We start from the raw sequence: 12,998 nt of genomic DNA on the forward strand, positions 1-12,998 counted from the left end.
GGAGCGGTGAATGCGAATTCTTCTTGTCGAGGATGATCCAACCACGTCAAAAAGCATTGAATTGATGCTGACGCATGCAAACCTAAATGTCTACGCAACGGACCTGGGTGAGGAAGGCATCGATCTTGCGAAACTCTATGACTATGATCTGATCCTGCTGGATTTGAACCTTCCGGACATGAACGGTCACGAAGTGCTGCGTCAGCTGCGCATCGCCCGTGTCGAGACGCCAATTCTGATTTTGTCCGGCGCGGATGATACTGAGAACAAGATCAAAGGGTTTGGCTTTGGTGCGGATGACTACATGACCAAACCATTCCATCGTGAGGAATTGGTGGCCCGGATTCACGCCATTATTCGGCGATCAAAGGGGCATTCGCAATCCATCATCCACACTGGCCGGGTCGCTGTGAACCTGGACGCCAAGACAGTTGAAGTGGAAGGAAAAACGGTTCGTCTGACAGGTAAAGAATACCAGATGCTCGAGCTGCTAAGCCTGCGGAAAGGCACTACGCTGACTAAAGAGATGTTCCTGAACCACCTGTATGGCGGCATGGATGAGCCCGAGTTGAAGATCATCGACGTTTTCATTTGCAAGCTGCGCAAGAAGCTTAGCAACGCGACAGGCGGTGATAACTATATCGAGACTGTTTGGGGCCGCGGATATGTCCTGCGTGATCCGCAAAGCAAAACCGTTGATGAAACGCGGATGGCTGTAGGGGCGTGAACAGAACACAGTCGCCCAAAGTCCGGGGTGATCCTGCGCGCTGACTATACAGCGCATCTGGACCTGGCCATGACCTCGCCCTATCACTGAGGCCCAAGATGACGTGACAGGGCGAGGCCATGAGTAAATTGATTCCGGTAGCTGACCTGACTGAGGAGGCCGCCCGCGAAGAGTTAGCGCAATTGGCAGCGCAATTGTTGCGAGCAGACAAACTCTATCACGGCGAAGACGCGCCAGAGATATCTGATGCAGCCTACGACGCGCTCAAGCGTCGAAATGCTGAGATTGAGGCAAGGTTTCCGAATCTGAAACGCACCGACAGTCCCTCGGACCAGATCGGAGCGCGACCCGCTGGAGGGTTTTCGAAAGTAACCCATGCGGTTCGAATGATGTCGCTGGGTAATGCGTTCGACGATGAAGACATTCAGGATTTTGACCGATCTGTCCGAAAGTACCTTGGGCTGGATGCTGCAACACCGCTGTCGTTTACTGCAGAACCCAAAATCGACGGCCTGTCCCTTTCATTGCGATATGAAAATGGCAAGCTAGTGCAGGCTGCCACACGCGGCGACGGAGAGGTAGGGGAAAACGTCACAGCAAACGCCCGGACGATTTCAGATATTCCGCAGCTTCTGGAAAACGCGCCGAAAGTGCTGGAAGTCCGGGGTGAGGTCTACATGTCGCATGAAGACTTCGAAAGACTGAATGCATCGCAGGAAGACGCCGGTGAAAAGACCTTTGCCAATCCAAGAAACGCGGCCGCGGGTTCATTGCGCCAACTGGATGCGTCCGTCACACGCGCGCGCCCTCTGAAATTCTTTGCCTATGCTTGGGGGGAATTGTCGGAACCGTTGGCAACCACGCAGATGTCTGCAATTGAGCGGCTGCACGATCTGGGGTTTGCTACGAATCCGTTGACAAGGCTCTGCGAAACAACAGCTCAGATGCTAGAGCACTACCGCGATATCGAGATCCAGCGATCCACGCTCGGCTATGACATTGACGGAGTTGTTTATAAGGTAAACGACCTGTCCTTGCAGGGTCGGCTCGGGTTCCGCTCCACGACCCCCCGTTGGGCGATTGCGCATAAATTTCCGGCTCAGCTTGCCTGGACCCGTCTGGAAGCGATCGACATTCAGGTGGGGCGCACAGGTGCGCTTAGCCCAGTTGCCCGGTTGCACCCGGTCACGGTGGGCGGAGTGGTTGTTTCAAATGCCACATTGCACAACGAAGACTACATCGCGGGTCGGGACGCCAAGGGCGGCATCATCCGAGACGGCAAGGATATTCGGGTAGGTGATTGGGTTCAGGTTTACCGCGCGGGCGATGTAATTCCTAAAATCTCGGATGTGGACATTTCAAAACGGCCAGAGGGTGCCACTTCTTTCGAATTTCCCACGACCTGCCCTGAATGCGGCAGCGATGCCATCCGCGAAGAAGGTGACGCCGTGCGCCGCTGTACGGGCGGTGTGATTTGTCCTGCACAAGCAATTGAAAAATTGAAACATTTCGTTTCTCGCAAGGCGTTTGATATCGAAGGTCTGGGTGCCAAGCAGATCGAAATGTTCTACAGCGACCCTGATCTTCCGATTAAAACTCCGGTAGATATATTTACCCTTCATGACCGAGACAGTGCAAATTTGACAAAACTGGCCAATCGAAAAGGCTGGGGTGCGCAGAGCGCCAGGAACCTCTGGGAGGCGATTGACGAAAAACGCCAAATTCCGTTTGGTCGGCTGCTGTTTGCGTTGGGTATTCGGCATATGGGCGAGGCGGCGTCAAACCTAATCGCGACCCATTATGGCAGCTGGTCCGAATTCAAACGTGCGATTACCGCGGCGGCAGATTTCAATGGGCCAGAGTGGGATGACCTGCTCAGCGTAGATGGAGTTGGTGAAGTCATGGCCCGGGCGCTTGTGTCGGCATTTGCGCAAGACGCAGAGCGGGCCAGCATAGATGCTCTGGTCGCTCAGTTGGACGTGCAAGCCGCCAAACGGCCAGATACTGCTGGCAGCCCAGTCGCTGGGAAGACTGTCGTTTTCACCGGGACATTGGAAAAGATGACCCGCGCCGAAGCCAAGGCCAGGGCCGAGGCACTTGGCGCCAAGGTGTCGGGGTCTGTCAGCAAAAAGACCGATCTTCTGGTGGCGGGCCCTGGTGCAGGCTCAAAGGCGAAAAAAGCCGCTGATCTTGGTATTGAAACACTGGACGAGGATGGTTGGCTGCAGCTGATCGGTTCTGCATGAGTGGTCGCCCGGAAAGCTTGTTCCCGCTGTTTGCCAGCTTGGAAACTCTGGATGGGGTCGGGCCAAAGACAGCTCAAATCTTGATACAAGCGGGGACGGAGTCCCCGCGTGACATTCTATTCAACCTGCCATACGCCGTGATCGACCGCCGCCGTCGCGACACGATCCGGGATGTTGATCTTCCTGCCACGCTGACGGTCGAGGTGACTGTCGGCGTCCATCGGCCACCCCGCAACAAGGGTGGAGCCTACAGGGTTCACGTCGAGGATAGCCAGGCAGATTTCCAATTGGTCTTTTTCCATGCACGCGGAGAGTACCTGAAAAAGGTTCTTCCGCAGGGGGCGCGTCGTGTCATCTCGGGCAAGCTTGAACTGTTCGACGGGATGGCGCAGATGGTCCATCCTGATTACATGCTGCCGTTAGAAGACGCCAAGGACATCCCAGAGTTTGAACCCGTATACCATCTGACCCAGGGGATCACGCAAAAGACGGCTTACAAAGCCGCCCGTAGCGCCTTGGCGCGCGCGCCTGTTCTAAATGAATGGATTGATACGGCTTTGATCGCAAAACAAGGGTGGCCCGATTGGGCAGCGGCCGTTGCTGCGGCCCACAATCCGCAAGGGGCCGATGATGTAGCAGCCCATGCCCCGGCGCGGGAACGTTTGGCGTATGACGAGCTTTTCGCACATCAATTGACGCTGGCGCTAGCTCGGCAGCGCGAGCGGAAAGCGCGTGGCATTGCGAGTGTTGGTACAGGTGTTTTGCAAAGCAAAGTTCTGGCCAGTCTGCCGTACAAACCAACCGGCGCTCAACTTCGGGCCATTGATGACATCGCAAGCGACATGGCGTCGGATGCTCGGATGAACCGTTTGTTGCAAGGTGATGTAGGCGCAGGAAAAACACTCGTGGCGTTCATGGCCTTGCTTATCGCCGTCGAAGCGGGCGGGCAGGGTGTCATGATGGCACCAACCGAGATTCTTGCACGCCAACACTTGGAAGGTCTGCGCCCCTTGGCCGAAGACGCAGGCATTGTTCTGGAAATCCTGACTGGACGCGACAAAAGCGCAGAACGTCGCGCCAAACTGGCGGCTTTGAAAAGCGGCGACATTCAAATTCTGGTCGGCACACATGCCGTATTTCAAAATGATGTGGAGTTCAAAGCGCTGCGTTTGGCAATTGTTGACGAGCAGCACAGGTTCGGCGTGCGTCAACGGATGGAACTGTCCGAGAAAGGGCAGGGCGCGGACGTATTGGTGATGACGGCCACTCCGATCCCGCGCAGCCTGGCATTGGCGCAATACGGCGATATGGACGTATCTGTGTTGGACGAAAAGCCGCCCGGACGGAAACCCGTCAAGACGGCAATCGTGAGCACCGAACGCATGGATGAGGTTGTTTCGCATCTGCGCCGCGCGATCGCTGAAGGACGCCAATGCTATTGGGTTTGCCCGCTGGTCGACGAGTCGGAAGTTTCAGATTTGACGGCGGCTGAGGAAAGGTTCAAGCGTTTACGGGCCATTCTTGGCGAAGGAACGGTTGGTTTGGTGCACGGCCAGATGCCGGCAGCTGAAAAAGACGCCGCCATGAAGGCCTTTCAAGAGGGGAAGACAAAGGTGTTGGTCGCCACGACCGTGATCGAGGTTGGGGTCAATGTTCCCAACGCATCCATCATGGTCATCGAGCGGGCCGAGATTTTCGGGTTGGCGCAACTGCACCAATTGCGCGGTCGCGTCGGACGTGGTCAGGCGGATTCGACCTGCCTTATGATGTATCAACCTCCGCTCAGCGAGGGTGGCCGAAAAAGGCTGGAAGTTTTACGCGAAACCGAGGACGGATTTCGGATTTCCGAGACCGACCTTCAGATGCGCGGCGCAGGCGATTTGATCGGAACGGCCCAATCCGGATTACCAAAATTTCGGATCGCTGACCTTGAACGTCAGGCCGGGCTTATGGCTACTGCCCAAACCGATGCCCGTGCATTGTTGACCGCTGACCCGTCGCTGCGGTCTGACCGGGCACAGGCCGCGCGCGTTCTTCTGTGGCTCATGAAGCAGGATCAGGCAATCCGTTTAATATCAGTAGGTTAAAGTTTTCGTTCTAATTTGTTCACATTTGTTCCTAAAAAGTTCTTTACCGACTCGCCAAAATATGAGAACAAAAGATCAACACAAGGATGCTATCCAGAGGTGAGACCATGCTGACCCAGATCAAGACAACTTTGAGCCGATCGCAGTCGACGATTTTGCAAGACGCTGCCGGGGCCTTGTCTTTGTTGGTTATGTTGATGGTTGCCCTACACCTGCCCGGAGTTTTCTGACCCTTTCTGCCTGCGATCTCGTGCCGGCGTTACCGTGCTGTTATCCCCATTTCAGTCAAGGGTGACCAACCTGTCCCAATCCTCTTGAGAGGCCTGCCTCGGCCTCGTACGGCTATCCGGACCCTACGCGAGACACGCACAACCTGCCGCCGCCCTTTCCGCCCGGAAGGCGCGGCGGTTTTTTCTTAAAACTTTCCGGTTTGTATGCATGCAGGCTTCGCTTCGACCTTGAAGCGCTTGAAGAGAGAACAACAGGCTGCCTTAACGGCACTACATTATCTTGATACGTAAACGACGTGCCTAAGTGATAGGTCATTGAAAATAAATCAATACCTTCAGATAATCGGCCTTGATTAACGCGGGAGAGCGAACAGCCTTCTGGCACACCGCTGCAAACACGCTATCAATACTTTAGGGTGATACCGACCCAGTACCTCAAACAGGAACCAGTCTAACTAGTCTGAACTGGTCTAAGTTTTGCGCGCAGAAGAATTACAAAAAACGTGTTTTAAGCACAATTAGCCTGTTCAGCCTGCTCCAAGGCTTCGGCTGTGGCTTCTAAAGCCAGCATAATCGACGCATGGCGGTTCTTGTAGTCCCGCGCCGGAATCAGAACTTCCAAACCGTTAAAAGGGGCATCCGGGGCGGGGCCACCCTTTTTCAACATGGCTGCCAGTTGATCGCGCGCTGTTTCCACTTGCGCGCGTGTTGCGCCGATGATCGCGCTGCCAACAACCGAAGCAGAGGCCTGACCCAAAGCACAAGCTTTGACGTCCTGCCCAAAGTCCGAGACTTTGCCGTCCTGAACATTCAAATCAACGGTTATGGTTGATCCACAAAGAGGTGACCGCTTTTTTACCGTGGCATCAGGATGATCAAGCCGGTCCAGATGCGGAATGTCTGCTGCCAGCGACAAGATGCGGCCAGAATAGAGTTTGATAAGGTCATTTTCACCGGACATGGCTTTACCTCGTTGCCTGTCCCCCATACATAGTCAGCCTCTACCGGGATGCAAAAGGTTTTTCTCATGTCCGCGACTGTCGCGTTTGATCCATCGTCTTTGAAGTACAACGAAGCTGGTCTGATCCCTGCCATAGCCCAAGACGAAAGCTCGGGCGAGGTGTTGATGATGGCCTGGATGAACGCGCAAGCCGTAGAAAAAACGTTGGAAACCGGTCGCGTCACGTATTGGTCGCGGTCCCGCCAGTCATTCTGGATCAAGGGTGAAACGTCAGGTCACGTGCAGGAACTGGTAGATTTTCGGCACGATTGCGACCGCGACTGCTTGCTGGTTCTGGTCCGTCAAACCGGCCCCGCCTGCCACACGAACCGCAGGACCTGCTTCTACACTGCCGTGCGGGACGGGAAAGAGGTTGAGCTGATGCCACCAATGGTGTGACCCTGTCACAAACCGACCAAGGCCCGAATATCCTCTGCGGTGGCACCTTCCGCACGGTATTTTGAAAGCGCGCGCGCGTCATCGCGTTTAGCCAACCGTTTACCTGCCTCGTCGCGGATCAACCTGTGATGACGGTACGTTGGTGTTGGCAATCCCAGCAGGCGCTGCAAAACGACATGAATTCTCGTGGCCTCGAACAGGTCCTGTCCGCGCACGACATGGGTAATCTGTTGCGCGGCGTCATCCAGAACTACTGACAAGTGGTAGGATGTTCCCATGTCACGACGCGACAGAACCACGTCACCGATCGTGTTCGTCAACTCTTTCATCGTAAACGCAATCGATCCTGTCTCACCATTTGGTCCGGCACTGGTTTCCAGAAAGGATCCGATCTGAGCGCAAGGATCGTCTGATCCGGAAAGCACCCGGCAGGCAGCCGCCATATTCAACCGAAGCGGAATGTCCTTCGGGCGCGGTTCATCTGCCGCGGAAGGTCGGAACTTTTCCCGGCACGTACCCGGATAAATGATCCCATCCGGTCCATGAAGCGGACGGCCTTCTTGCGGCGCACTGGCCGCTGAAGCAATATCTTTGCGGTTGCACGTACACGGGTAAAGCAGACCGCGGGCCCACAACCCGTCCAGCGCCGTAGTATAGACGTCCAATCGCTCGGATTGCCGCATCACGGGTTCAGGCCACTTGAGACCAATCCAGCGCAAATCCCTGTAGATTTGATCTTCCCAGCTTGAACGAGAACGCGCGCGGTCAATATCTTCAATCCTCAGAAGGAATTGACCGTTCTCCGCCACTGCCAGATCATGGGCCAAAAGCGCCGAGTAAGCATGCCCCAAATGCAAAGGACCACTGGGTGAAGGCGCAAATCGAGTTCTAAATATCACGCTTTTTGAACAACATATACGTCAGATTTAAGGTCCATCCCCGGAAGGTGCGGGCCATACTCACGAAATAGCAAACGAGCTGCACCAGTGTCCAGCCAGTCATTCAGGCGTGCGGTATAAGAGATGTCGTCAAGCGTATGATCATTAAAGGAAAACGCCAACAGTCCATCTTTGGGCAGGGCACGCATCAATACGTCGAATACCGCAGGCGGAGCTGCGCCAGTGCCAATAACGCCGATTGCAGCAATTGCCTTGTAAGCATCTTGATCCAGAGGGTTCGGATCCGTGATCTCGAAAGAAGAGAGCTTGCGATAAACGCCTTTAGCTGCCGCACCCTCCAACATCTTGGGGGATGGATCAACGCCGTCAATGACCTCAAAACCTACTGCGTTTAAGGCTACACCTGACAAGCCAGTTCCGCATCCGTAGTCCAGAATGGGCGTCTGCGGATGGGGCAGTTTCGACCACAATGCCTCGGCCACGCGACCGGGGGTTGCATATCCTTGCGCGGCCACCTCGGAATCATAGGAGGATGCCCATTTCTGATAATGTGCGTGCGTGGCTTGCGGAGTGTCCAGGCCGTAGGTGTCCTTGAGATACTTATCGCTCATAGACTGATGTTAAGCGCGATAGCCCCGGTGCGTCCAGTCAGCTTTGCTCCAACCAGCACGTCCACTCGGCTTTGGCCCGATCTGTATAGGCCTTGTAGCGGTCCTTGCGACCGCGACGTCCACCTTTCAAGCCGTCCACGGGGCGGAATAGACCGAAATTGACGTTCATAGGTTGAAAAGTCTTGGCCTCAGCTCCGCCGGTAATATGGTGGATCAGGGCACCCATCGCGCTGTCTTTCGGTATCTCGGGCAGGTCCAGACCCAGAATTTCGGCCGCGGCCAGCCGGCCAGCCAAAAGACCCATCGCCGCGCTTTCGACATAGCCCTCAACCCCGGTGATCTGCCCGGCAAACCGAATGTTCGGTTTGGATTTCAAACGCATCTGCACATCCAGAAGCGTGGGTGAGTTGATAAACGTATTGCGATGAATCCCGCCAAGCCGCGCAAAACTGGCGTTTTCCAAACCGGGGATCATTCGGAAAACCTCAGTCTGCGCACCGTATTTCATCTTGGTTTGAAAACCCACGATATTGAACAACGTCCCAAGAGCGTTGTCGCGGCGCAACTGCACCACGGCGTGTGGTTTAACATCCGGTTGGTGCGGATTGGTAAGACCAACCGGTTTCATCGGGCCATGGCGCAGCGTTTCGCGGCCTCGCTCAGACATCACCTCGATCGGTAGACAACCGTCAAAGTAACCCGCGGTTTCGCCCTCATGGAATTCGGTCTTATCGGCGGCCAGCAACGCATCGATGAATGCCTCATACTGATCCTTGTCCATCGGACAGTTCAAATAGGCGGTCCGTTCTTCCTCGGTTTCGCCTTTATCATAACGCGATTGCATCCAGGCTTTGCTCATGTCGATGCTGTCGGCATAAACGATGGGGGCGATTGCGTCGAAGAAGGCCAGGGATTCGGCGCCGGTCTCGGCACGAATAGCTTCGCCCAACGTAGCCGAGGTCAAAGGACCCGTTGCGAAAATCCAATGGCCATCGTCGGGTAGGGTGGTCACCTCGTCGCCAGTGATCTCAATTCTTGGATGGCTGCGCAGTTTCGCGGTGACGGCTTCGGCGAAGGGATCACGATCGACGGCCAGCGCGCCACCGGCGGGAAGGCGGTGCGCATCGGCTGTCTTCATGATCAACCCATTTGCCGCCCGCATTTCCCAATGCAGCAAGCCAACTGCATTCTGTTCGTCATCATCGGATCGGAAAGAGTTTGAGCATACCATCTCGGCCAGATTGCCAGTTTGGTGTGCAAAAGTGCCCACTTTGGGCCGCATTTCGTGGATCACTACGTCCACGCCCATTTCCGCCGCCTGCCAAGCGGCCTCGGACCCGGCCATGCCGCCGCCCACGATATGCAATTTCTGTGTCATGCGCTGCCACATAGGGCAGTGCAAAGCACAACGCAACACAGACTGAATAGCGTTAGTGTTTTAGGGGATTTTGGGGTCGCCGCTGCGGGAATGTCTACGCCGGTGAGAGAAACCAGCTTGGAGGGACCTTCCGCCCACGGCGACCCAAAAGTGTCTCCAGAGCCTAAGCTCTGTCCCAGCATTGCCACAGTGTCGCCCTTTTGAAAAGTGCTAAATTGCGAACAATGCTAAAAATTGTTGACAATAATCGCCTTATTGATGCCAGTTTGGCGGCCTTTTTTCGATAAATGCAGATATGCCTTCTTCGGTATCACGGTGCAGCATATTCTGCGCCATTACGTCTCCGGTGTAATCGTAGGCTTGTTCAATCGGCATTTCCAGCTGCTGATAAAAGGCCTGCTTCCCGATCTTGACGGCAGAGCCCAGCTTGTCCGCAAGCTGATTTGCAAGTGTAGCAGTTTCATGCTCCAGCAGCATTTCCGGCACGACACGATTGATCAAACCCAATTCTGCGGCAGTTTCGGCTGAAATGAACTCACCAGTTGTCAACATCTCGAACGCTCGTTTGCGCGGGATGTTACGACTGAGCGCAACCATCGGGGTCGAACAGAACAGGCCGATATTCACGCCATTCACACCAAACCGCGTCCCTTCAGCCGCTACTGCCAGATCACAAGTGGCGACCAATTGGCATCCCGCAGCCGTCGCGATGCCATGGACCTGCGCGATGACCGGCTGGGGCAGCGATCGAATCGACAGCATCATACGTGCGCATCTGCCGAACAGATCCTGAAAATAGGCCTTGCCACCGTCCTCGGCCTGACGACCTGCCGTCATTTGTTTTAGGTCATGGCCTGCGCAGAACGCCTTGCCCTCCCCCTTTATGATCACTGCCCGTACAGAGGAATCACCGCTGAGAGCGTCAAACTCGGCCTGAAGGGCGGCGAGCATTTCGTCGCTCAGCGCGTTCAGCCGGTCAGGTGCGTTCAGCTTTAGAGTGGCGACCGCGCCAGTGTCGTTACGTTCCAGAATTGCCATCTTGCTCTCCGTTGCGATGTTGGGCCAACTCTAGGTCGGCAAGTCGAGGAGGGAAAGCATGTCATTGGCAATGAGTCGGAACGATCTGGCGGAATATATGGCGCAGATATTTCCGCAGGTGCATCGGGATTTTGTCATTGAAGAGCTCCATGAAGACTCGATCGTGATGCGGCTGGTTGTCGAAGACAGACATCTGAGGCCAGGGGGGACAGTGTCCGGCCCGTCCATGTTCGGTTTGGCTGATGTGAGCGTGTATGCGTTGATCCTTGCGCGCAAAGGACGGCTTTCTCTGGCTGTAACGACCAACAGTTCTTTAGACTTTCTGCGTAAACCCTTGGGTGGCAAGGACATGATCGCCCATTGCCGCATGCTGAAACTTGGTCGCAGTCTTGCCGTTGGGGACGTGCTTATGTTTTCCGAAGGGTCCGACAAGCCTGTCGCGCGGGCCACTATGACGTATTCGCTTCCACCTGAAGGATCAGCCGCGGCTGCGTTTGGATAAAAAAAGGCCGGGCAGTGCCCGGCCAGGAAGAGGTCCCATCGTGGGACTGGGGAAACTCAGCCCTGCCAGAATGGCCGGGTGTATTCCTTGCGTGCTTCATGCCGTGTCAGGCCAACATCCTTCAAAAGTCTGTCATCCAGCTTGGACAAATTAATCCGAGTGCGGCGTTGGCGTTCCCATCTTGTGACAATCGCAGCAAACCGCACAGCCAGCGCGGCGATCAGCGGCAGCCGGGGACTGTCGTTAAGCAGCATGAGGGCGGGGTTGTGCATTGCGCGTGCCATCTTGGGTATCCTTTCAAAATTGTATTGACACAAAGCTAATGTGCTAAGTACATTGTGGTGATACATTCAGGATTGTGTCAAAAGCAAAGGAAGAATTGTAATGGATACAATTTGGCCCGAAGCACTGCCGACATCTAAGGGACCGAAATACACACTAGTCGCTGACACCATCCGAAAGGCCATCGATAACAACATGCTGGAGGTCGGAGCAAAACTTCCTCCGGTGCGAGAACTGGCGTATCGATTGCAGATCACTCCGGGAACTGTCGCGCGGGCTTATACCATTCTGACGGATGAAGGGTTGCTACAAGCCGAGGTTGGACGTGGTACATTCGTGGCCCCGCCAAAATCTCCGATCTTGGATGATGTCTGGGCCCGTCAGCTTCACCTGCGCGATGACAAGTACAACGCAAATGTCAGCCTGTTCAGTCCGCGTCTGGCAGATATGGGGCAGGTGGCTTTGATCCGCGAATGCTTGCAAAAGGTTTCCAAAGCTGATCCTGGCCTATTCCTGAACTATCCAACCCGCGACGCATATCAACCGATGCGACAGACCGTGGTTGACTGGCTGTCAGACCTTCCTTTGGGTGCGCTCTCGCATGACGACATCGTTCTGACCCATGGTGGTCAGAACGGGTTGTGCCTTGTTTTTCAGACCATCTTGCGCGGCACCAAGCCCCTGATTCTGATCGAAGATCTGTCCTATGCCGGATTCCGCCGGGCCGGTGAGTTGATGCGCGCTGATGTTGTCGGTGTAAAAATGGATAAATGGGGCATTGATCCGACCGATATGGAGCGCGTTCTTCGCCAAACACAGGCACAAGCTGTCTGCGTTTCTCCAGAGGTGCAGAACCCCACAGGGGTGCACACGCCGCTTGAACGTCGACAAGAAATTGTGGAGGTGGCCCGCCGCTTTGATCTGCAGATCGTTGAGGACGATTGTTATCGCATGGGCGCTGCGCGCGAGCCGAGCTATCGCGCCCTTGCGCCCGAACGGGGTTGGCACGTGACATCAATCTCAAAAACACTGACACCAGCGTTGCGCGTCGGGTTCGCCATCGCGCCACGGGAAAGAAGCGGAGATTTGCGGCGCTCCGCCGAATACGGATATTTCGGGCTGGCGCAGCCGCTGGCTGAGCTGACCCGCCTGTTGCTGTCCGACCCCAGAACGCGCCAGATAGCAAAGGACGTTCGTGCAAAGATGGGGGAATACGTCCGTGTCGCGGTCAATGCTTTGGGTGGATTTGAACTCAACTGGGCGCCGGACGTTCCTTTTGTTTGGCTTCATTTACCATCCGGTTGGCGCGCGGCCGCCTTCAGCCGTGCAGCCGAGCGTGAGGGGATTCAACTACGTTCAGCCGATGAGTTCGCCCTTCGCGACGGGCGCGCGCCAAATGCAGTACGCATTGCGATGAACGGGCATGTATCAATGGACAGGTTCGAAGACGCAATGCAGCGACTGCGTAAGCTGCTGGATAATCCGCCAGAGCAAATCAGTGTCTGACGTTGGGGTAAAATAATACCTATTTTACAAGCCATTGAAATAGAACACTTTTAAAGCGTCAAACGTTATTGACCTGCATCGCGCGCGCCTCTA

12 protein-coding genes are annotated in these 12,998 nt (G+C 55.3%); 6 read left to right on the forward strand and 6 right to left on the reverse strand.

What is annotated here, in order from left to right:
• Positions 1-10: 10 nt before the first annotated feature.
• From ctrA to recG, 3 genes are all read left to right on the forward strand, one after another.
• Positions 11-727 (forward strand): response regulator transcription factor CtrA, encoded by a 717-nt coding sequence (gene ctrA, locus AVO44_RS00435; protein WP_068331173.1) that lies wholly within the window; start codon positions 11-13, stop codon positions 725-727.
• A gap of 119 nt (positions 728-846) precedes the next feature.
• Positions 847-2,973, forward strand: coding sequence for an NAD-dependent DNA ligase LigA (gene ligA, locus AVO44_RS00440; protein WP_068331175.1), 2,127 nt, complete (start codon positions 847-849; stop codon positions 2,971-2,973).
• A complete protein-coding gene (recG, locus tag AVO44_RS00445) occupies positions 2,970-5,060 on the forward strand; it encodes an ATP-dependent DNA helicase RecG (protein ID WP_068331176.1) in 2,091 nt (696 codons plus the stop codon). The genes ligA and recG overlap by 4 nt, the downstream gene beginning before the upstream one ends.
• Positions 5,061-5,798: 738 nt before the next feature.
• Here the strand turns inward: recG and AVO44_RS00450 are convergent.
• Positions 5,799-6,251 (reverse strand): iron-sulfur cluster assembly scaffold protein, encoded by a 453-nt coding sequence (locus tag AVO44_RS00450; protein WP_068331178.1) that lies wholly within the window; start codon positions 6,249-6,251, stop codon positions 5,799-5,801.
• A 48-nt stretch (positions 6,252-6,299) separates the two neighbouring features.
• Here AVO44_RS00450 and hisI point away from each other — a divergent pair, with 48 nt between their 5' ends.
• Positions 6,300-6,689 (forward strand): phosphoribosyl-AMP cyclohydrolase, encoded by a 390-nt coding sequence (gene hisI / locus AVO44_RS00455; RefSeq protein ID WP_068331180.1) that lies wholly within the window; start codon positions 6,300-6,302, stop codon positions 6,687-6,689.
• Positions 6,690-6,694: 5 nt separating this feature from the next.
• On the opposite strand, the gene gluQRS is transcribed toward hisI, so the two are convergent.
• The 4 genes from gluQRS to AVO44_RS00475 all read right to left on the reverse strand — a co-directional run bounded on the left by gluQRS (position 6,695) and on the right by AVO44_RS00475 (position 10,615).
• On the reverse strand, positions 6,695-7,588 hold the full coding sequence (gluQRS, locus tag AVO44_RS00460; protein WP_068331183.1) for a tRNA glutamyl-Q(34) synthetase GluQRS: 894 nt from the start codon (positions 7,586-7,588) through the stop codon (positions 6,695-6,697).
• Positions 7,585-8,199 (reverse strand): class I SAM-dependent DNA methyltransferase, encoded by a 615-nt coding sequence (locus tag AVO44_RS00465; RefSeq protein WP_068331185.1) that lies wholly within the window; start codon positions 8,197-8,199, stop codon positions 7,585-7,587. The genes gluQRS and AVO44_RS00465 overlap by 4 nt, the downstream gene beginning before the upstream one ends.
• Positions 8,200-8,236: 37 nt before the next feature.
• Positions 8,237-9,577, reverse strand: a complete 1,341-nt coding sequence (gene trmFO / locus AVO44_RS00470) for a methylenetetrahydrofolate--tRNA-(uracil(54)-C(5))-methyltransferase (FADH(2)-oxidizing) TrmFO (RefSeq protein ID WP_068332547.1) — start codon at positions 9,575-9,577, stop codon at positions 8,237-8,239.
• Between the two features lie 252 nt (positions 9,578-9,829).
• Entirely contained in the window at positions 9,830-10,615 is a 786-nt protein-coding gene (locus AVO44_RS00475; protein WP_068331187.1) for an enoyl-CoA hydratase, read from the reverse strand.
• Positions 10,616-10,673: 58 nt separating this feature from the next.
• Here AVO44_RS00475 and AVO44_RS00480 point away from each other — a divergent pair, with 58 nt between their 5' ends.
• Positions 10,674-11,117, forward strand: coding sequence for a PaaI family thioesterase (locus tag AVO44_RS00480; protein ID WP_068331190.1), 444 nt, complete (start codon positions 10,674-10,676; stop codon positions 11,115-11,117).
• Positions 11,118-11,173: 56 nt separating this feature from the next.
• Here the strand turns inward: AVO44_RS00480 and AVO44_RS00485 are convergent, their stop codons facing one another.
• Positions 11,174-11,401, reverse strand: coding sequence for a DUF1127 domain-containing protein (locus AVO44_RS00485; RefSeq protein ID WP_068331192.1), 228 nt, complete (start codon positions 11,399-11,401; stop codon positions 11,174-11,176).
• Positions 11,402-11,501: 100 nt separating this feature from the next.
• Here AVO44_RS00485 and AVO44_RS00490 point away from each other — a divergent pair, with 100 nt between their 5' ends.
• On the forward strand, positions 11,502-12,905 hold the full coding sequence (locus tag AVO44_RS00490) for an aminotransferase-like domain-containing protein (RefSeq protein WP_068331194.1): 1,404 nt from the start codon (positions 11,502-11,504) through the stop codon (positions 12,903-12,905).
• Positions 12,906-12,998: the final 93 nt, after the last annotated feature.

The sequence above is a fragment of the Ruegeria profundi genome, from assembly GCF_001507545.1.
Taxonomy (GTDB): Bacteria; Pseudomonadota; Alphaproteobacteria; order Rhodobacterales; family Rhodobacteraceae; genus Ruegeria; species Ruegeria profundi.